This is a genomic window from Thermodesulfobacteriota bacterium (assembly GCA_034189135.1).
GTDB lineage: Bacteria > Desulfobacterota > Desulfobacteria > Desulfobacterales > JAUWMJ01 > JAUWMJ01.
Map to the genome: position 1 here is coordinate 17,004 of JAXHVO010000034.1, position 21,709 is coordinate 38,712.

General features: G+C 44.2%; 17 protein-coding genes. 7 read left to right on the forward strand and 10 right to left on the reverse strand.

Annotation, left to right across the window (positions count from 1 at the left end; translation table 11 throughout):
• The first annotated feature begins 143 nt into the window (after nucleotides 1–143).
• Nucleotides 144–920, forward strand: coding sequence for a LytTR family DNA-binding domain-containing protein (locus tag SWH54_05105; GenBank protein MDY6790631.1), 777 nt, complete (start codon nucleotides 144–146; stop codon nucleotides 918–920).
• Nucleotides 921–935: 15 nt separating this feature from the next.
• Nucleotides 936–1,967, forward strand: coding sequence for a zinc-dependent alcohol dehydrogenase family protein (locus SWH54_05110; GenBank protein ID MDY6790632.1), 1,032 nt, complete (start codon nucleotides 936–938; stop codon nucleotides 1,965–1,967).
• A gap of 100 nt (nucleotides 1,968–2,067) precedes the next feature.
• On the opposite strand, the gene SWH54_05115 is transcribed toward SWH54_05110, so the two are convergent.
• From SWH54_05115 to SWH54_05155, 9 genes are all read right to left on the reverse strand, one after another.
• Entirely contained in the window at nucleotides 2,068–2,589 is a 522-nt protein-coding gene (locus SWH54_05115; GenBank protein ID MDY6790633.1) for a response regulator, read from the reverse strand.
• A 311-nt stretch (nucleotides 2,590–2,900) separates the two neighbouring features.
• Entirely contained in the window at nucleotides 2,901–4,559 is a 1,659-nt protein-coding gene (locus tag SWH54_05120) for an AMP-binding protein (GenBank protein ID MDY6790634.1), read from the reverse strand.
• 375 nt (nucleotides 4,560–4,934) lie between these two features.
• The gene (locus SWH54_05125) at nucleotides 4,935–5,681 is read right to left on the reverse strand and encodes an ABC transporter ATP-binding protein (GenBank protein MDY6790635.1); all 747 of its coding nucleotides are present in this window, start codon (nucleotides 5,679–5,681) and stop codon (nucleotides 4,935–4,937) included.
• Nucleotides 5,674–6,462 carry an ABC transporter ATP-binding protein gene (locus SWH54_05130; GenBank protein ID MDY6790636.1) on the reverse strand — a complete coding sequence of 263 codons (789 nt, stop codon included), beginning with the start codon at nucleotides 6,460–6,462 and terminating at the stop codon, nucleotides 5,674–5,676. Before SWH54_05130 ends, SWH54_05125 begins: the two co-directional genes overlap by 8 nt.
• A complete protein-coding gene (locus SWH54_05135; protein ID MDY6790637.1) occupies nucleotides 6,459–7,475 on the reverse strand; it encodes a branched-chain amino acid ABC transporter permease in 1,017 nt (338 codons plus the stop codon). Before SWH54_05135 ends, SWH54_05130 begins: the two co-directional genes overlap by 4 nt.
• Nucleotides 7,472–8,338, reverse strand: coding sequence for a branched-chain amino acid ABC transporter permease (locus tag SWH54_05140; protein MDY6790638.1), 867 nt, complete (start codon nucleotides 8,336–8,338; stop codon nucleotides 7,472–7,474). Before SWH54_05140 ends, SWH54_05135 begins: the two co-directional genes overlap by 4 nt.
• A gap of 198 nt (nucleotides 8,339–8,536) precedes the next feature.
• Entirely contained in the window at nucleotides 8,537–9,808 is a 1,272-nt protein-coding gene (locus SWH54_05145) for an ABC transporter substrate-binding protein (protein MDY6790639.1), read from the reverse strand.
• Nucleotides 9,809–10,482: 674 nt separating this feature from the next.
• Entirely contained in the window at nucleotides 10,483–12,483 is a 2,001-nt protein-coding gene (locus tag SWH54_05150) for a PAS domain S-box protein (GenBank protein ID MDY6790640.1), read from the reverse strand.
• A gap of 176 nt (nucleotides 12,484–12,659) precedes the next feature.
• Complete coding sequence (locus tag SWH54_05155) at nucleotides 12,660–12,998, reverse strand: hypothetical protein (GenBank protein ID MDY6790641.1); 339 nt, start codon at nucleotides 12,996–12,998, stop codon at nucleotides 12,660–12,662.
• 375 nt (nucleotides 12,999–13,373) lie between these two features.
• Here SWH54_05155 and SWH54_05160 point away from each other — a divergent pair, with 375 nt between their 5' ends.
• The 5 genes from SWH54_05160 (at nucleotide 13,374) to SWH54_05180 (ending at nucleotide 20,597) form a co-directional block, all read left to right on the forward strand.
• A complete protein-coding gene (locus tag SWH54_05160; GenBank protein MDY6790642.1) occupies nucleotides 13,374–14,138 on the forward strand; it encodes an N-acyl homoserine lactonase family protein in 765 nt (254 codons plus the stop codon).
• A 296-nt stretch (nucleotides 14,139–14,434) separates the two neighbouring features.
• The gene (locus tag SWH54_05165) at nucleotides 14,435–15,001 is read left to right on the forward strand and encodes a tetratricopeptide repeat protein (GenBank protein ID MDY6790643.1); all 567 of its coding nucleotides are present in this window, start codon (nucleotides 14,435–14,437) and stop codon (nucleotides 14,999–15,001) included.
• A 25-nt stretch (nucleotides 15,002–15,026) separates the two neighbouring features.
• Nucleotides 15,027–17,546, forward strand: coding sequence for a serine/threonine-protein kinase (locus SWH54_05170; protein MDY6790644.1), 2,520 nt, complete (start codon nucleotides 15,027–15,029; stop codon nucleotides 17,544–17,546).
• A gap of 81 nt (nucleotides 17,547–17,627) precedes the next feature.
• Complete coding sequence (locus tag SWH54_05175; GenBank protein MDY6790645.1) at nucleotides 17,628–19,277, forward strand: NAD+ synthase; 1,650 nt, start codon at nucleotides 17,628–17,630, stop codon at nucleotides 19,275–19,277.
• Between the two features lie 213 nt (nucleotides 19,278–19,490).
• Nucleotides 19,491–20,597 carry a DUF362 domain-containing protein gene (locus SWH54_05180; GenBank protein ID MDY6790646.1) on the forward strand — a complete coding sequence of 369 codons (1,107 nt, stop codon included), beginning with the start codon at nucleotides 19,491–19,493 and terminating at the stop codon, nucleotides 20,595–20,597.
• A 151-nt stretch (nucleotides 20,598–20,748) separates the two neighbouring features.
• On the opposite strand, the gene SWH54_05185 is transcribed toward SWH54_05180, so the two are convergent.
• Nucleotides 20,749–21,678, reverse strand: coding sequence for a TIGR01212 family radical SAM protein (locus SWH54_05185; GenBank protein ID MDY6790647.1), 930 nt, complete (start codon nucleotides 21,676–21,678; stop codon nucleotides 20,749–20,751).
• Between the last annotated feature and the right edge of the window lie 31 nt (nucleotides 21,679–21,709).

The window sequence follows — 21,709 nt, forward strand, 5'->3', positions numbered from 1 at the left end:
TCTGTTTCATTCCTTCAATTCCCTTTTTTTAGCTACAAAAACAATATTGACTCAAACCTCTTAAAATTGTAATTTCGAAAAGTTTGGGGACCTTGGTACCGTATTTCCCCCTGCCGACTTTGCCGACTTCAAAGGAAGCTTTCATGAAGATCCGCTGTATTATTGTAGATGATGAGCCACCGGCAGTTGATGAACTGACCTATATACTTTCCAAAATTGAAGATGTTGAAGTGGTTGCTTCGTCGAATTCTGCCTTAAAGGCCATCAATGTGATAAGAGAAAAAAAGCCGGACCTGGTCTTTCTCGATATCCATATGCCGGTCAAAAACGGTTTTCATGTGGCCCGAATGATTTCATCCTTTGACCGCCCTCCCCTGATTATTTTTGCAACCGCTTTTGACCAATATGCGGTCAGGGCTTTTGAAGCAAATGCGATCGATTATGTTTTAAAGCCTTTTTCGGAAAATCGCATCAGAAAAACCATTGCGCGGGCAAAAGGCCTACTATCTTCAAACAGCAAAACCATCACCATCACCGAGCTGGACCGCCTGATAGAAAACATCGGTGAAGCCGACAAAAGGGTGGTTAGAATATCGGTGGAAAATAAAGGCCGTATTCTTCTTCTTGATCCGGAAAAAATCTTTTTTTGCCGGTCGAAAGCAAAAAAGCTAGTTATATATACCCAAAACAACCAATTTGTGTGCCACAGTGTTTCCACCCTTGGCAAACTAGAAACTATGTTGTTGCCGTATCATTTTTTCAGAAGCCATCGGGCGTATCTGGTCAATCTCTCCCGTATCAGGGAAGTCATTCCCTGGTTCAACGGACGCTACCTGGTTCATATGTCGGACGAAAAATCGACGGAGATTCCGGTAAGTCGGAGCAGAGCAAGAAATTTTAAAAACAAGTTGGGAATTTAAAGAGGCTGAAATACAATGAAAGCAATGGTTTTAAAAAATATTTGCGATTTTGCTGAGAATAAACAACCCTTGGAAATGGTCCATCTGCCTGATCCTGTTCCCGGCGAAAGGGAGATACTGGTTAAGGTTTCAACCTGCGGAGTATGCCATACCGAGCTGGATGAAATAGAAGGGAGAACGCCGCCGCCTGAACTTCCGGTTGTGCTGGGCCATCAGGTCGTGGGAAAAGTGGAGAAAGTTGGAAACGGTGCAAAAAAATATAAGATCGGAGACAGGGTGGGAATTGCCTGGATTTTTTCGTCCTGCGGCAAGTGCCTATTTTGCCTCCAGGGGGATGAAAACTTGTGTAAAGAATTTAAAGCCACCGGGCAGGACGCCAACGGGGGGTATGCCGAATACATGACGGTTAAAGAAGATTTCGCCTTTCCCATACCCGATCAATTTTCTGATGTCCACGCCGCACCCCTGCTATGCGCCGGAGCAATCGGCTACCGTTCTCTGCGACTAACAGAAATCAGAGACGGACAAAACCTTGGGCTTACCGGGTTTGGAGCTTCGGCTCATCTTGTCTTGAAGATGGTCAAACATAAATACCCAAAGAGCAAAGTTTTTGTATTTGCCAGAAGTGAAAAGGAAAGAATTTTTGCCAAAGAACTTGGCGCTGTTTGGGCAGGCAATACGGACGAAGAATCCCCTGAAAAGCTTGACAGCATCATTGACACCACTCCGGCCTGGAAGCCTGTGGTGGAAGCTTTAAAAAATTTAAATCACAGCGGCCGGCTGGTGATTAATGCCATACGCAAGGAAGAAAAAGACAAAGACTACCTGTTAAAAATCGACTACCCGCTGCATCTATGGATGGAAAAGGAGATAAAGAGCGTGGCCAACGTGGCAAGTAGAGATGTCAGTGACTTCCTTGAACTGGCAGCAAAGATCCCTATAATACCTGAAGTCGAGGAATTTTCCCTGGAAGATGCAAACAAGGCACTGCTTGAACTGAGGGAAAGAAAAATCCGGGGTGCCAAAGTGCTGAGAATTGATGTTTAGTAACGGTTCGCGCCCATTCGGAACAAAAAGGTCACACAATCTCTGTTCTTTAAGGGTTCACAGGTATTGCAGATGTGAACGCTTACCATTTTTAAGACAATCATTTGCGCAGAATGACCGGTTCGGGTTCATAGCTTCCTGAAGCGACCTGCTGCCAAAATTCTTTTTCGTCCTTTTGCCATTGCGGCCCGAATTTTTCAGTGAAAAAGCCGCTCAGGCGTTCAAACATTCTTCTTAAACTGGAACGATGTTCAAGGGTCAGAACGTCTTCTAGAAATTGGGCCATCTCCATCATTTTTTCCTTTGGGATATAAGCCCTGGCACCCATTTCGATCGACTTTTTCAAGCTTTCTGATGAAAGCGAATGAGCTGTAAGCATTACCGCAGGAAAACCAAGATGAACAGCGGCATTGAGTAAATCGAATCCACGAACACCCATGATATCAAGGATGACAGCATCATAGGTCCATGAACGAATCAGATGGTAGCCTGTTTCGTAGTCCTGTGCCCTATCCAGGACCAGACCGCTGTAGTCTTCAAGAAGATCCTCAAGAGTGTCAAGGATATCGGGCTCATCGTCCACCGCCAGAATTCGTTTGTTATTTAAGATAGATTCTCCCATGGGAGGTTCTCCTTATTTAACCGTAATCAAATCATTTCTTCATATGATACGCTGGAACATTATATTACAGGTTACATGTCAATTGCGTTAACTTAAGTGATTTTTGATTATTGAACCGCAGAATATCGAACAAGAAATGTCGAGTTACGAAGTGTTTCTCCTTACTTCTGCGGTTCGATATTCCTTGTTCGATATTCATTAATTGCTCGAAACTTAGAATAAGTTAACGACATTGAGTTGCGACTTACAAGTTGTATGAATAGGAAATAATCTTTTTTTATTACACGTAACGCGAAACTCGCAACCCGTAATTACTCCTTTTCTTTTTCAATCCGCCTGCGTTCTTCATCCCGGACTTCACGCCTGAGCAGTTTTCCTACCTTCGACTTGGGTAACATGTCTCTGAATTCAATATAACCGGGAACTTTGTAGGGAGCCAATCGATCACGGCACCAATTGAGCAACTCTGCGCCGCCAACGCCCCTGGCATCCTCTTTCAAAACCACAATCGCCTTGATCCGTTCCCCCACCTTTGGATCGGGGATGCCGACCACGCATGCGCCAATCACCGTGGGATGGTCCTGCAGAGTCGTTTCCACCTCTGAGGCTGAAACCCTGAAGGCCTTGTGCTTGATGATGTCGGCTGAGCGTTCCATATAGACCAGCTCTCCATCGGAATTAAAGCTGAGAAAATCGCCCATCCGGCAATACACTTTATCGTTTATCTCAATATAAGTCTGTTTTGTTTCTTCCGGCTTATTGTAGTATTCCTTTATGGTATAGGGAGATGTAACCAGAAGCTCTCCGCTTTCACCCTGCGGAACCGGTTTTAAAGTATCCGGATCTACCACAATGCACTCCCTGCTCTTTAATGGAAAACCTATAATACCCGATTCTGATTTTCTGCCGATCTTGCTGTAAGTCACATGGCCAACTTCGGTGGATCCATATACCTGGTAAATCGGTACGCCGCAATGCTCTTTCCATCGCTGCGCCACTTCCTCGGGCAGAACATCCCCGCCGCAATAACAATAAACCAGAGAACTTAAATCGTATCGGTCAATCCTGTCATTTTCCAGGATCATCCGATACAGTGCCGGAACACCAAGTAGCCAGCGTACGTTATACCGTTGAATCGATTCAAGCACAGCATCGATCTGGGGTGCTGGCATGAGAATGGTCGTGTTGCCTTTATTCAGCCCGATTGCCATAAAAAGGCCCAGGGCCATGATATGAAAAAGCGGGTTGATGGCAATATAAACATCCTCGCCCTCTTTGAGATGTTCCCCGGCGACATCATCCGTTACATCATTCACGTAAGAAGTCATTCCGATGTGATTCCCCGGCACTCCCTTTGGGAAACCGGTTGTTCCCCCGGTATAAAGGATGTAGGAGAGGTCGTTGGTTGGATCGATGGATACCTTTGACTTCAGGCGCCTGTGTTTTAATAGGGATTTGAATTGATGAACCCGGCTGTTTTTCTCTACCTTGCCGCTGGGGATCCTGTCAAAGAGTATACCCAGATATCTTTTCCACAGCGGAAGAAGGTCCGTCAAATTGGTTATAATGGCTCGTTTAAGTCCGGTGGTTTTGAAGGTCTCCTTTACATAACAATAATTAGTATCCATGCAAATAATCGTCTGCGCCCCGGAATCCTTGATCATATATTCGATTTCAAATGAAGTATAAATCGGAGCCACCGGTACGATCACAGCACCGATTCTTTGTATTCCAAGAAAGGCGATGACCCACTGGATACAGTTGGGTATGTAAATCATTATCCGGTCCCCTTTTTGAATTCCCATATCGGAAAGGGCGCCGGCAAAGCGGTCACTTAAATCTTTCAGACGGGCATAGGAAAAACTTTCTCCCAGATAAATCACCGCGTCTTTTTTCGGATAACGCTCACACATCCTGTCAAATCGGTTGAAAGTCAGTTCTTGTTCTAATTTTATCTCTTCGTTTTTCATTTCAAATAATTCTTTTAGCCTTTAGCAAAGCTGAATATTCCAGCTTTGCTATGCGGATATGCAAATGTATTCACCGCAAAGTCGCAAAGACCGCAGAGGTTTAATATTCTTTTTTTGCTTTACGCTGAACCCCGCTAACTGAAGCAGGATAAAAGGGTTGAAAGCAACAATGAACAATCCTGTTGGATAATAAAATCCTCCATAGCAACTATCCTGTCTGAACGTTAAAAAACCAACTTTTGCCACAGAGTGGTTGAGAATTTTTTTTTGCCGTTCTTCTCAACGGCAAAAAAAAAGGGTTATCTTTGCATTCTTAGCGTCTCAAGCGATGCGGGCGGTGAAAAAAATATTTTGCTGCAAATACAGACTTCTCCCTTATACCCCAAAATAAGCCGAACGAACATCCGGGTTGTTCATCAACTCTTCCCGCGTTCCTTCCATCACCGCAGCGCCGTTTTCCAGTATAAAGGCATAATCAACAACAGGTAGCACCGGGCGGGCGTACTGCTCGGTAATAATGATGGAGATTTTCTTTTCGTCCCGTATCTCTTTCACTGCACGAACGAGCATGGCCTGCATCAAAGGGCTTAGCCCTAACAGAGGTTCATCCAAAAACAGTATTTTAGGCTGGGCCATGAGTGCCCGGCCAATGGCCAGCATCTGCTGTTCCCCTCCGCTTAAAAATCCTCCGATCCGGTTTTTCAGTTTCTTCAAGGCGGGAAAAATGGTAAACACATAGTCGAGAGTCTCCTTTGCCTGGGAAGGTGTGGCCAGGTATCCGCCGATTCGCAGGTTTTCCATCACAGAGCTTTCTTTAAAAATTCGGCGTCTTTCCGGACAGAGGATGATTCCTTTTTTAGCCCGTTTGCTCGGTTTAAGATCCATAATGTCTTGATTCAAAAATTTGACCTGTCCGGTCAAAGTGATACGTTCTCCCCCGGACATTTCTTCTTTTTTCTTAATATCGAGCATAATACCCGAAAGGGCGTACATCAGGGTTGATTTTCCCGCACTGTTGGCACCGAACACACCTGTGATTTGATTTTCACCGCACCGGATACTGATATTATTCAACGCGAGCATATTTTCGTAAAATACCATCAGGCCTGTTGCTTCAAGCATGATCCATCACCTCCTCAACATTTTCAGACCCGAAATATGCTTCTTTAACCCGTTCGTCCGCCATCACCTCTTCCGATGTACCTTCAATAAGCTTTTCACCAAAATTTAAAACCATGATCCGGTTGGCCACTCGAAACAGTTCCCGTAACCTGTGCTCAATCATGATCAGGGTGATTCCGTCCATCTGGAGGCGTTCAATAAGTGGCACCATGCTTGCGATTTCGCTCATGGAAAGACCTGAGAAAATTTCATCGCAGATAATAAGATCGGGCTTTAGGGCAAGACACCTGGCAAGCTCCAGTCGTTTAAGGTATCCTGTCGGCAGGGCAGAGGTTATTTTATATGGAACAAACGAATCCCTTTCAAAGCCGATCTCTTCTAAGATATCAATGCTCACGGTGTTCCTGTCACCAAGCTTTCCACCGCCCCGCCAGCCTCCGGTTCGCTTTGCACGAGGAGAAAACAGCGGGATAACCAGGTTCTTATACGCAGGTAAGGTGTAATAGGGTCGCATTATCTGGAAGGTCCTGGTCACTCCCATATCGGCAATTTTGTGCGGCGCCTTGCTGGTGATATCTTTTCCGCGAAAAAAGACCCTGCCCGAGGATGCCTTAATAAAACCGGTGATGCAGTTGACCACGGTGGTCTTTCCGGACCCGTTGGGACCGATAATCCCCAATATTTCTCCTTCGTAAACATCGAAACTGACTCTGTTTAAAGCAATAATCCCACCAAAGGTTTTGGTTACTTCCTGCACTGTAAGAATCGGATCTACGGTCATACTTTTGTCCACCTTTCAAACTGATGATATTTTCGCTGTCCATAAACCATGATTCCTTCACTTTTAAAAACGATGAAACCCACCAGGATGATGGAATAGAAAACGATTCGAAGCGTTCCAAAATCCCGCAGCAGTTCGGAAATAGGGACTAAAATCATGCAGCCGATAATCGGACCCACCAGCGTTCCTCCACCACCTATCACTGTGGCTGCAATTGGTAGAATTGAAAAATCAAGCGCAAACTGAGAAATACCTGACCACATATAGATGTGGACCAGACATGCGCCACTCAAACAGCCCATGGCCGAAGCGATAAAAACAGCCATGGCTTTAATACGAGTGATGTCCATTCCCGATGCCTTGATTGCCTGATCGTTGTCTTTAACGCCGCGAAAAACAAGACCGATATCCATATTCACCAGTCGTCTGATCCCAAAGAGAAAAAGGAGAGTCACCCCGATAACGAAGTACTGCTCAATCCAGTTGCTGGAAAAGCCGTCAATGCCGATAATACCGTCCGTGCCACCGAGAATATCAAACGCCTCAATAACCCGGGCGGAAAACAAAGGATACATGAGACTGACGATGGCAAAATAAACCCCTCTTAACGGAAGGCAGGGAAGTAAAAGCAGGGTGCATACACTGGCACCTACCACGGTAGCCAGGGGAATCGTTAGCAAAGGAGACAAACCGAATGACGTATTGAGTATGGCGGCCATATAGCCACCGGTCCCAACAAAAAACGCGCCGCCAAGACAGACCAGACCGACGAAATGCGCCAGAAAATCAAAGCTTAAGGCCAGAAGCGCATATATGCAGGTAATGGTAATGACCCGCTGCCAGTACATCCCGGGCATCACCACAGGCAGAATCAACATCCCCAAAATCAGTACCAACCTGGGAGCGGATAAATAAGATAACTCGCGCCATGACATCATGGCATAAATTCCGTCCGTGCGTACCTTTATCCCCCGATCTATCCTTTCTCTGCGACGTTCAGTGTTTTCCTTCAAACCCTTTCCTCCAGTTCTTTCTGTCTTCCGAAAAGACCGGATGGTTTAATGATCAAAGTCACAATGATGGCCAGCAATGCCACCACCATTTGATAATGAGAGCCCAAATAGACAGCGGTCAGGATTTGAGCAAAACCGATGAGAAAGGCGGCCAAGATTGCGCCTATCCAGCTTCCCAGTCCGCCTACAATGCAAACGGAAATGGCCAGAATCAGGACATTATAACCTGATTCCACCACTATGTTTCCCAAAGGAAGCAGAAGAATTGCGGCAAGGGCTGCCAGCATTGAACCGAAACCCATGGCCACCACCGCCATAAAATCAGAATCAATTCCAAGCATCATGGCCGCACGCTCGTCTTGAGCCATTCCTTTAAGAGCCAGGCCAACCCGTGTGTAACGGGTGAAAAGCCACAGGCATACCACCAGAACCCCTCCAATACCCACCACCAACATTCGCTGGTAATCTACGGGGATATCGCCGATGGTCACACTCCCTTCAATAAAGGCGGGCAGGGTGTAAGTCATTCCCTTGAAACCGCCCCACCTCAACCCTTCGAGTATGGCAAGCCCGATGGCGTAAGAAGCAATGATTTCCGAGATCTCCATGCCCCGGATACGAATCAGCACAAACTGGTAAATCAGAGCACCAATCACAGCGGTAGCGATCATGGCCAGGATAATGCTGAGCAGGTAATTCAGCCCCAGGGAGTTAAGAAAACCCCAGGTCACAAACCCGCTTAGAACATACAGCGAACCGTGAGCAAAATTTGGCAGCCGGCTGACGCCATACACCATGGCAAAACCCAGGGCATAAAGCGCCAGGGCCACACTGTTGATGGTTCCGTAGATCAGAATATCCATATTTTATTCTACCACATAAAACCTGGTCCTATGGAGCAGGTCAACGACAAAAGGCTGTACCGAATTGATTGAGTTATGTACGGGTTACGTGATGCGTGTTGTTAACCGTAACACGCAACCTTTAATCTGCACCGTGTTGTGATTACGATGTAACCACTTAAAGGAATAATCAAGATCTATCCCCTTGGATTCGGATAGTTACTTTCTCATCCATGGCGGAAGCTGGATGCTGCCAACAGCGATACTTTTGGGATACACCACCACACGGTTTCCCTTCTGCCACTGCAAAATACTGCCCACAGCGCCGTCTTTGGGATCGGCTGCCGGGATGACCTGGTGACTTTTAGGATCGAACCGAAGCCTTCCGTAAACCCCCATCACATCGGTTTTTTCCAGTTCTGTGACCACCTGGTTGGAGTCGAGACTTCCGGCACGCTCGATGGCATCTTTCAATACATGCACAGCCATGTAACTGCTGGACGTACCCAGGCCTTCCGGTTCAACTCCCCATTTTTTGGCATAGGCGTTGTAAAATTTCATGGTCCACGGGGTGGCATTGGAGGGCGCATTACCGGCGTTGACCACATTACACAGGGTGTATTCCCCTTTGCCTTTGGTGGCTTTCCAGAAACCGGGCTGTTCGGCGGCAGCCAGGGTGGAGCCGAAGGGAAGCGCAGGAATCTTCATCTCATACCATTGTTTTAAGAGAATGGCGCTTTCAGGCATGTCCATCCAGATATTGATAATTTCGCTTTTGGTTTTTTTGGCTTTCAACAGTCCCATGGAAAAATCGGTCGCACCGGTGGGATATATTTCCACGCCGGTGACATTCCACCCTTTTTTGGTGGCGACTTTTTGCATCACATTTGCCGCACCGCGTGCATGGGAAACATCCTGGGCAATAATAAACAGATTGTTGAATCCGTATTTTTCTTTGAGTTCACCAAAATTGGCGAACATCTCGCCCACGAGCTGCTTGGCCTCACCGTGGATACGAAAACAGTATTTAAACTTGTCATACTGCTTGGCCACCATGGCATGGTATTTGGGAGTCAACACACCGGTGGTAAGAATAGACACTTTTTTGTATTTTGACAAAAGGGGCATGGCTGCCAGGGCCGCTTCTGAGCGGACCGGTCCGCCGATAAGGAAGTCGGCTTTCTTGTCTAAAATCAGCTTTTCCACAGCCAAAAGGGCTTCACTCACCGGAACACCGGGTTCTAAATCCCTGGTATCTATCACCTCTACCTTGAATGGGCGCTTTTTACCCCCCACATTTACGCCCCCTTTGGCGTTGATCTCTTCAACGGCCAGCTTGACACCCCTTTCTGCATCCCAGCCATACAGGTATGCCGTCGATAACGGGCATCCGATCACAATCGGCTTTTTTGCCAACGCGCTGTTTGCGGCCAATAAAAACAGAACCGATACAAGCAGGATAAACAATAATTTTAAGCTCTTGATCTTCATGTGAATACCTCCTTATTATGTAAAAACGTATGTTGGGGAATAAACTTCTGTTAATATTGACTCACAGAGGAAAAACATCATCTATCAAGGGTGTTACGGTGAGACATTTGAAAAATGGTAATGTCTGTTCGAGTTCAAAGAAGGCGAAAATTTTAGCCACAGGAATATATATAATATTTTGGAGATTGAAATTTGAGCCTGGTGAAGAAATCGGGCAGATAAGCGTAGACTTCGGAAAGTGTCGTTTTGCAAAAGTCTCACAGTGTAAAATCATCTATTCAACAATAGAGCAAAATCGGTTTAAATATTTAAATATCATTCATTTTCAAAGCGTCTTTTATTGTTTATACTGCAACTGAACTGTAGTCAAGAATAAAAAAACAGCTAAACTCCAACTGATGCCAATAAACATTGACCAGGGAGACCTTTGGAACCCATTGTTGTTTTAATATATAACGTTCATTGTTTTATTTCTTTCGCTGTTTTTTCATACCGGTTATTAATATTTTGTAGGTGTTGTGTGTCAGTCAACACATTTAATGTTCTGCAAAATTTTCCGCTTTTGAACGTTTAAGCAAAGAAGGAAAGATGGAATATGGGTGAGGCATATATCTGGCGGTGCTGAAATTTTCAAGGTTTTCCGGAAGCAATGATGGGATTATCAATTGGTTCAATTAGCCATCCAACACCTTGCGGATGACACCCGAAAGATCTTTTATTACCACCGGCTTCATCAGAAAACCTTTTATTCCCATGGCTGCAGCCTCTTCCTTGGACATCATTTCACTGAATCCGGTACAGAGAACAACCGGCATATCAGAGCGAATTTTAATCATCTCACCGGCCAGTTTGTCCCCGGTCATGTTGGGCATGGTCATGTCGGTGATGACCAGATCAAATTTGTCAGGATTAGCCCGAAAGGCCTCCAAAGCCTCGATGCTGCTGGTACGAACCGTCACCTGGTACCCCAACCGCTCAAGCATTTTCCTTTCCATATCCACAATAATGTCCTGGTCGTCAACCAGAAGGATGCGTTCAGTCCCTTTTTGAATGGGCGTATCAGTTTCAACTGCTGCTGTTTCTTTCTGTTTTTTTATCACTGGAAGATAAACCTTAAATTCGGCTCCATTTCCCGGTTCACTATAAACGCGGATAAACCCCCCATGGTTTTTGACAATGCCATGAATAACTGCAAGACCCAGACCCGAACCTTTACCTTCTTCTTTGGTGGTAAAATAGGGATCAAATATTCGGTCTATGATGCTCTGCTCCATACCGGGGCCGGTGTCGGCCACTGTCAGACAAATATGCAGACCCGGGATCATGTTCGGGTCTTTTAATTCTTTGGCCGTCAACTCGACTTCTTTGAGGGTTATTGTCAGCTTCCCGCCGGTGGCCTCCATGGCTTGATAGGCATTGGTGCACAGGTTCATCAGGATCTGGTGAATCTGGATGGGATCTGCCAGCACCAGTCCACAATCGTTTTGTATATCCTTACTGATCTCAATGGTGGCGGGCAGGGAAGATTTGATCAGTTTGAGGGCTTCTTTGATTATTCTTTGGGCTTCTAACGGTTTACGTTCATGATCCGATTGGCGGCTGAACGTAAGGATTTGCTTAATCAAATCCCGTGCCCTTTTGGCTCCGCTAAACACCTCCAGCAGGTAGCCACGCAACGGGTGGTCTTCAGCAATATCCTCCAACATCATCTCTAAATAGCCGAACATGGGGAACAGAATATTGTTGAAATCGTGTGCGATTCCCCCTGCCAGGGTACCGATCGCTTCCATTTTTAGGGCCTGGGTCAATTGCTCCTGAAGTTTGGTAACTTTTCTTTCCGATAAAATTCTTTCAGTGACATCCCTTCCCGTACCGCTGACAAAAGGCTCTCCATCATCTGGATGAACCACCGTGCTGTGATATTCAATATAGCTCTTTTGGCCATTTTTCTTGAAATATACGGTGACCCCTTCATGGTATCCCTGCGCCTTGAGAGGTTCCAGATATTCACTTTCAAAAGCATTGGCAAATTCCGGTTTCATTATATCCGAACCCTTTTGTCCGACCAGTTCATCATACTCATATCCAAATAGCTTTTCCATGGCCGGGTTTAATGAAATAAAGCGCCCTTCAAAGTCATGAGTATATATGAGATCACTAATAGAATTGAACAGGTCACGAAAACGTTTTTCCGATTGCAAAACCCTCTTTTCCGCCTGTTTGCGCTCACTCACATCCCGGACAATCCCTCGAAATCCGATTAGCTGACCTTCGGTGCCCTTTCTTAAAGAGACTGAGGCCTCAACATATCCCCTGTTGCCATCTTTTCTTATAATTTCCCAATCAAAGCCTTTTTGCGTTTTTCCAGTGCGATATACTTTATTGAAGGTTCGATATAGCTTTTTTGCATTCTCTTCGTCGGTGTACTGTCGATTGTTCATCCCCATCAACTCATTGCGGGTATACCCGAGGATTTTTACCAATGAGTCGTTGAAAAAAGTTAAGCTCCCTGCCATATCGACCTCAAAGTAGCCCTCTTCAATATTTTCCAGAATACTTCGATGTTTTTCCTCGCTCTCACGCAATGCATCCTCCACCCGCTTGAGCTCGCTATTTTCCTGTTCCAATTCATTTACCCGTTGGGCTAATTCTTCATAGCTGGGTTTTTTAGCCATGGGGAAATCTCCGGTTCACCAAACAAAAGTTATTTAAAATGTGGTGCACTTTGAAGTTGAATCCATCCATTGCGGCACCAATTTTCTCCCAAAATCATGCAGACGTAAAAATTTTTGCTGTAAAATCGAGCCACGTTCAAGGGAAACAATGCCCTTAAAAAATTAAGCCATATCCATCATTTTTTTAGATCTTTAATAGAAATCACCTTGGCACCGGTGTTATCTCCGGAATTCATTTTTTTGTCCGTCGGTCGTTTTGTGCTGTCCGGTTTTATGGTATCGTCCGGAGTTGTGACTTCTTCCAGCCGCATCTTCTTCCCGTTCATGGTAAATTCGCTGCCGTTGATATAAATATCTTTCAAGATCCAGGTGACAATCTGAACCGGAATTTGAAGAATAAGGAGCTTAACGTGGTACCAGTCGGGTTTTGAATCGGCCTGGATATCTTCTATTCTGGCGAAGGCAAGAGGTTTATCTTCAAGATATATAAGTATCAGATCATTTTCTTTGGCCATGTTGCTAAAACCTTTTTAAAGTTGATGGTGTGGCAAAAATTCTCATCTACTGCGTTGCAGCGGTTTTGCAGAAATTCAACATACTATATGTATAGTCTCGTCCCTTTAAAACCGCCAGGCCTTGTATATCATCCTTTTTATTTGGCCTTCCGGTGCTTCTTTAAGGACCGGTGACAGGTGCAGCAAAGTTGATCTTCTTAAAAAATTTTGCTGGTGTTTTTACAATCTATCGTCTTTCTTTTTACACATGGTTGGACGTATGCAAAGTTTTGATAACAGGGCTATTGCGTTTTTTATGATGGTGTTATAATATTAAATGTTGAATTATTTCAACCTTTATGTCATTTTTAATATTTTTATTATGGGAGTCAAACCTTGTGCCAATATAAAATACATCCTATTGTAATGGGAACCAAGGTTTTCGACAAGGGGATGATGACGTACCAGCATGACTATGGAAAGCCTTATACCATACCCATTTACTCCTGGTATCTTGAAGGCGGCGATAAAAATATCCTCGTGGATACCGGAGAAATGAGTCCGATTCAATCGGCAGATAGAGAAAAGTTGATCAACGGAAAGATCTATACCTTTGAAGAGGGACTCAGTCGCTGGAATTTGTCACCGGAGGAAATCGATATCGTCATACACACCCATTTGCACAATGATCATTGTGAAAATGACTATAAATGCGTGAACGCGGTGTTTTACATTCATGAAAAAGAGATGGAATGTATCCACCATCCCCACCCTCTCGATTTCCGTTACCTCGAAGATTATATCGAAGATGTGGAACAAAACGGACAAATCAAAATGATTACCGAAGATTCGGAAATCCTGCCGGGCATTCATGTTCTGCACACGCCGGTGCATACCAAAGGGGGATTGACTGTACTGGTGGATACTTCCGATGGAAAAGCAGCCATAACCGGTTTTTGTGTGATCAGGGAAAATTTATTCCCGCCAAAAGAAATAAAAGCAATGGAAATGGAGGTCATTCCACCGGGTACACCGGTAAATACCTATGATGCTTATGATATCATGCTAAAAGTTAAACATATGGCCGATATATTGATCCCCCTTCATGAACCGGGCTTTGCCGCTGTTGATACAATATCCGATGGCTGCATGAAAAGCTGATATTTTTAATCTTTCATTTACTTGGTAAATGTTTTAACTATCTGGTATAATAAATGATTTCCTTACCATAAACCGGGCAGTCTGAATGCAGTTTTTCCAGAACGCTAAACATGATAAAATTAAACCTAATCAATTTGTTAAATATAACCGATAGGTAACTAGAAAGCTCCCTAACCAAGGTGGCGTGATTTTATAGAGACGAGGCATTACATACCCGATACCGAGTGTCTGAAAAAGCGCTGCAACACATCAGATGGGAGCCCTACAAAGCCATCAATTTTGTAAGGAGAATTAAAATGAGGGTACACAAATTTTTTAACAAAATTTTTATCATTCTCCTTGTCTCCATGCTCATCTTGGGAGTAAACAGCACACTGTCTGCAAACCAGAAAAAAGTTGATAAAACACAACAAGCAGAAAAGATCTCCGCAGAAAAAAACCCGGGGGCTGCAGAAAAAGATGTTGTCGAACAAGGAGAGGTGGAAAGAGATCAAAGAGACCAAAACAATGACTCCGCCTACTGGTATGACATGGCAATACTCTGTTCTGTTTACGGAAACGACGAGAATGCGATCAGGTATTTCGATAAAGTCATTAACCTGGAACCTGAACAAAGCAAGGCTTATTTTCATCGTGGCGTGTCATATGGTGAGCTCGGCCAATATGAAAAAAGCCTGTCTTCCATCAATAGGGCCATCGAACTTGATCCAGAGAAAGGACTTTTTTATTATGGCAGGGGAAGGGTTTACCTGTTGTCAGGTGATAAAGAAAAGGCAATAGAAGATTTTAAGCAGGCAGCGACCAGGGGAAATCTTGACGCGCAAAGATACCTGAAGAACGTTGCCATGGTTGAATGGGAATAATACTGGTTTAATACTTGAATGTCTAATGAGTCTGAAACTTAAAAAAATTTTGTTTTCCAACTGGCTGATTTGCACTATTCTCACCCTGCTTGTTATCGGGGGGATGCTGCTTGAGTTTCATCCCATGCAGTTTCTGGAATACAAGGCCTATGATTTTCTTACCCGCCTGCGAAAAAGGGAAATCAGCAGCCAGGTGGTACTGGTAAAAATTGACGAGAAAAGCATAAAAGAGATCGGCTGCTGGCCATGGCCCCGTTCATATATTGCCGAAGTCATAAGCCGTCTTTCCAGATTTAGTCCTAAAGCATTTGGCCTGCATCTTTTATACCCAAGCCAGGAAATAAATCCGGGACTTAAGGAAATTATAAATATCAGAGGAAGATTTAAAAATGAACCATTCCTCAGAAGCAGAAAAAGTCGACTTAAAATTGACCGGTTTCTGGCCAAATCCCAAAAACGGCTTGAACATGACAATAAATTTACTGCAGCTGTAAATCACGCAGTCAACATCGTTTTGCCGCTGCGCTTTAACACCGGCCCCGTAAATGACGATGATGGCTCCGAATTGCCAGGTATTTTAATTATTAATTCCCTCGACTTCAGCAAAAACAAGGTAAGCCCGGCACAACATCCCTATGCTTTTGACGGCGATATTATCGTTGCCAACCAAGTGACAGCCACTTTCGATCAATTGGCCAGGAAGGCGGGAGCTCTGGGCCATATCAATCAGACTATCGACTCTGATTTTGAAGTCAGAAGATCCCCACTTTTTATCAAATATAAAGAAAGATATTTCCCCTCCATTGGCCTTCAACTTGCTGCAAAATATGTGGGGGTGGGTATTAATGAAATAATACCGATTGACGACGGACTGAGACTTAAAAACCTGGAAATCCCGACTGACGGATATTTCCAGATGTTTATTGATTATGGCGGAAAGGGACAAAAAATTACCAGTTACTCATTTTCCGATGTTTATCACGGCAAAGTTCCTGAAAAAGCCTTCAATGATAAAATCGTTCTCCTTGGAGTCACTTCTAGAGACTTTGTTCCCCTGTTTAAAACAACGGCAAATAGCGATGCTTCGAAAGTTGAAATTTGCGCAAATGTAGTTGAGAATATTATTAATAGAAAACATTTTTCCAGGCCCGCCTGGGGCTTTGCCATGGAAACCATGGTTGTCCTTTATTTTGGCCTGTTCCTTATATTTGTTATTCCCAAGGTAAATCCAAGAGACGGTGGTTTGATACTGAGTATTTTTTTATTAACCTGGATTGGATTTACCGTTGTTCTTTTTATGGTATTCGGTTACTGGCTTAAGGTGCTTTCCCCGATTTTTCTGGCTTTCATCGGGTTTTTTATCACAGGATATAAAAGATTTGCCGAGGAAAAACAGCGTGAAAGCATGGAATTAAACAAGATGTTGGGCCTGTCGTTTCAGAAAAAGGGTGTGCTTGATTTTGCCTTTGAAAAATTTTCATGCTGTCCTGTTGAAAACAAGGAGGTCAGGAGCCTACTTTATGATCTCGGTCTCGATTTTGAACGAAAAAGGATGTTTAAAAAGGCACTGGATGTTTATAACCATATGCTTAAAGCAGGTAAATTCAAGGATATCACCAAACGCATAAAAGCTCTGGAAAGTTTTGGCGAGACCGCCATATTTAGTCCTGGTTCAACCATGCAGGAAGAAACTTTGTTGATCAATGGTGCCACAACCAAGCCCACCCTGGGGCGCTATGAAATTATTAAGGAACTTGGTCAGGGTGCAATGGGTACGGTCTATCTTGGCATGGATCCGAAAATTAACCGGGAAGTGGCGATTAAGACACTGAAATATGCCGATGTGGATGCCGATAAACTGGCTGAAGTAAAAACGAGATTTTTTCGTGAGGCGGAGGCTGCAGGAAAGCTTTCTCATACTAAAATAGTGACCATTTTTGATGTGGGAGAAGAATACGATATGGCCTACATGGCCATGGAATTTCTCAAAGGAAAGGATCTATCCGAATATTGCAGCAAAAATAAATTACTCCGGCCCAAACAGGTATTAAAAGTTGTTTTGTCAGTAGCCGAAGCCCTTGATTATGCTCATCGCAATGGTGTGGTACACAGAGATATAAAACCTGACAACATTATTCTTTTGCAAAACAACAGGGTAAAGGTGGCTGATTTTGGTATTGCCCGTGTGATGACTGCTTCCAAAACCCAGACAGGGGTCATCCTGGGTACTCCCAATTACATGTCACCTGAACAGGTTGCAGGAGCAAAGTTGGATGGCCGCAGCGATCTCTTTTCTTTGGGAGTCGTTCTTTATGAATTGTTGACCGGGGAAAAACCTTTTAAAGGGGATAACCTTACAAATCTAATGTATGCCATTTCAAATGTGTCCTACATACCATTGTCAAAAATTAAACCAAATCTTCCATCCTGCCTGGAGGCAATTATCACCAAATCACTGACCAAGAGCGCAAAAAAGCGATTTAAATCTGCTGCCGAAATGGGCAAAAAAGTCCGCCTGTGCTTAAATATAATTAATAAGCAATAAAATAGCATGAATTCCAAATTTTTAATTTCTATTTTCTAATTTCAGCGTTTTATAGACTCTCACCATCAACCCAAGTATGTCATGAAAATAGCAATTGCCCAAATTAATCCCGTAATCGGTGATTTCAAACATAATTTAAGCAGAATCAAATACTATACAGACAAAGCAAGAGCTCTGTCTTGTGACCTGGTGGTGTTTTCCGAACTTACTGTTTCAGGATATCCCCCACGGGATCTTCTGGAAAAAGAAGATTTTATTGAGGCAAACCTGGCCTGTTTAAACGATCTGATATCCACCATAAGCAGCATAGGTGTTATTTGCGGTTTTGTCGATAAAAACCCGGGTGATGAAGGAAACCGACTTTTTAACTCCGCCGTTCTTTTTGAAAACGGCAAAATTTTGCACAGGGTTAACAAGCGGCTGCTGCCTAATTATGATGTATTTGACGAAAGGCGTTATTTTGAACCCGGGGGGAAAGCCGCCTGCTTTTCATACAAGGGATACAGGATAGGATTGACCATTTGTGAGGATGTCTGGAACGACAAGGATGTGATAAAAAAAAGAGTGTATCACCTAAATCCCGTATCATTGATGGTAGAAGATGGCGCTGATCTAATCATAAATATATCCGCATCTCCTTTTCATGTCGGCAAAAGAGAATTCAGATGGGACATGTTGGGATCTATTGCAAAAAAATATGATGTTCCTTTTGTTTTTGCCAACCAGGTGGGAGGAAATGACAGCGTGCTGTTCGATGGAATAAGTGCTGCTTTTAATCGAGAAGGAATGATGACCGCCCGGGCAAAGGATTTTGAAGAAGATATGGTCCTGTTTGATTTGCGAATCTCTGAGCCTGATAGGCAGAATCTTCATGCAGTGGCAGGATCGGATACAGAATCCCTACTCAAAGCCCTTATTATGGGGACACACGACTATGTGACAAAATGTGGTTTTACCAAAGTGGTGGTTGGTTTAAGTGGCGGAATAGATTCAGCATTAACCGCTTATATTGCCACCATGGCTTTGGGAAAAGAAAATGTTTCCACTGTCTTTATGCCGTCACAATATACTTCCAAAGATAATTATGAAGATACAAAAAAACTTGCCAACACCCTTGAAATAGGGCTTGTAAACATTCCGATTGATCGCATGCTCAAAGAGTTTTTGCCATATACTTCGCCTTCTTTCGACAAAAGCAATCCGGGTATTGTGGAACAGAATATACAGGCAAGAATCAGAGGGACTATTCTAATGGCCATGTCCAACAGGGAGGGCAGCATTCTTCTTTCCACCGGAAACAAATCCGAACTTGCAGTGGGGTATTGCACACTTTATGGTGATATGAATGGAGGGCTGGCGGTCATCTCGGATGTGCCCAAAACACAAGTTTATAAACTTGCCCGCTTTATAAATGCTGAAAAAGAATATATTCCGTTCAGAATTATTACCAAAGCGCCTTCCGCCGAACTCAAACCCGGACAGACAGACCAGGATGATCTGCCATCGTATGATATTTTAGATTCAATATTAAAGGGATATATCGAAGACTATAAAGGTGCAGACGAACTGGTGAAAATGGGATTCGCCAGAGAAACAGTTGAGGATGTTATTTCAAGGGTGGACAGGAGCGAATATAAGCGGTACCAGGCAGCCCCCGGTCTTAAGGTAACGTCAAAGGCGTTCGGTTACGGCCGGCGCTACCCACTCGCACAGGGATATAGGCCGAAATAGTAATCATGGATTCATAATTACCCAGTTCTTTAAAAATTGAACATCTTGTTCCGTCAATTTTTATGCCGCTGGCTTGGTATAGAGTGTTTCCTCCCATTATTCACCTTCAGCCCAATTTTTTCCGGCCCACTCATAAACGCTGTATCTTTGACAAACAGAGGGAATTTTATCACTTTTTACCGGTTCATCAATATTGCATAAGGAGAAAAAACCATGACTAGCAAAGTCTATTTTATTGATCTAAGAGCAACAGCCAGAGAAAACCTGTTGGGTAAGTTGGGAAGGCTGCTGGCTACGGCAGGGCTTTCCGGTTGTATCAACAATAGAGATCTGGTTGCAGTAAAGCTTCACTTTGGCGAAATGGGAAATACCGCTTTTATCCGGCCGGTATTTTTGCAAAAGGTAGTAAAAGCCGTTAGGAATGTCGGCGGCGCTCCGTTTCTAACGGATGCCAACACACTTTATTCGGGCACCCGCAGCGATTCCCCACATCATATTTCCACCGCCATCCAAAACGGTTTTGCCTATTCCGTTGTGCAGGCCCCTGTAATCATCGCAGACGGTTTAAGAGGTAAAAGCGAAACAGTGGTTAAAATCGGGCAAAAAAATTTTAAAAAAGTATATATCGGGTCGGAAATTTTCGAGGCGGACGCTCTGGTATCGGTGGCCCACTTCAAAGGGCATGAGCTTTCCGGTTTTGGCGGAACCATCAAAAATTTAGGAATGGGATGCGCGTCCCGCAAAGGAAAACTTTCCCAGCATTCAACCGTGTCACCAAAAATTGTTAGAAAAAAATGCGTCGGGTGCGGAGACTGTGTCGATCACTGTTCCCAAAGCGCCATTTCTTTGGTTGAAGAAAAGGCCGTGATTGACATCAAAAAATGTATCGGTTGCGGCGAATGCATCCTTATTTGCCCCAATGAGGCTGTGCAGGTACAGTGGAATCAACAGATACCGGTTTTCCTGGAGAAAATGGTGGAATATACCATGGGTGTTCTAAAGGGTAAACAAGACAAGGCGCTGTTTGTGAACTTCATTACCAACGTTTCACCGGCATGTGACTGCTATCCCTATAATGATGCACCTATTGTAAAGGATATCGGCATACTGGCATCAACAGATCCGGTTGCCATTGACCAGGCGTCCGTGGATCTGGTAAACAAAGAGACCGGTCTTGCAGGAACCTGCCTTAAAGGAAAAACCGAACCCGGCAAAGATAAATTCAAGGAACTCTATCCAAAGGTGGACTGGGAAATACAGCTTGACTATGCCCAAAGCCTTGGGCTCGGAAACCGTATATACGAACTTGAGAAAATATGATCGGGTTGCGAGTGGCGGGTTACGAGTTGTGCGTTGTTGAAAGGAAATATAGCTTTATTATAACCCGTATCCCGCAACCCGTAACCCGCAACAATTACGCGAAACACAAAAACAAGCTGCTGATAGAGCTTGTAAGTGACGTTGTCGTTAGTTAATCCAAGAATTTTCCCTGCCATGAGTCTCTGTTTTCCAGTGTTTCTTTGATAAGGGCAAGGGTTTGAGCTTTTTTAACAGACCACCGGGGGGCGACGAGTTCTTCTGGATGGGGATCTCCGGTAAGTCGCTGAATAACCATATCTTTGGGAATACGTTCCAGAAAGTCGCACACCAGATCCACATACTGCCGTTGTTCGAGGCATTGGTATGAACCCTGCCGGTGCCGGTACAGCTTTTCGAGTTTAGTTCCTCTAACCACATATAGAAGATGGATTTTTATCCCGTCAATTCCCATTGTGGCAATGGACTTTGCCGTTTCAATCATATCACCTCTTTTTTCTCCGGGCAGCCCGAGAATCACATGGGCACATATCTTGATCCCCCTGTTTAAAGTTGCCTCAATCGCATCTTTAAAACATTGAAAGTCATGGCCCCGGTTCATTAACGCCAGTGACTTGTCATGTATGGACTGGAGACCGTATTCGATCCATATCAGGTGTGTTTTTGTATAACTTTCGATTAGTTTTAAAACAGGCTCGTCCACGCAGTCCGGCCGTGTTCCAATGGAAAGGCCGACCACCCCTGCTATTGACAGGGCTTCATCATAAAGGCGTTTAAGCAAATCTATTGGTGCGTAAGTGTTGGAAAATGATTGAAAATATGCTATAAATTTTTTGGCCTTGTACCGTTTGGAAAGGGCCTCTTTTCCTGCAAGGATCTGGTCGGTAACGGAAAACCCTTTTGCATACGCGCCGGTTCCTGATCCGCGCGTGTTGCAATAGATACAGCCTCCCGTCGAAATCTTCCCATCCCTGTTTGGACAGGAAAGACCTGCATCTATGGTAATTTTCTGAACCCTGCATCCGAAAATACTTTTAAAGTAGGAGTTTAAATCGTTGTATCTTTTATCCACTTCAGCTATCATTGCTTGACCTTCCATTGATTCGATTATATGA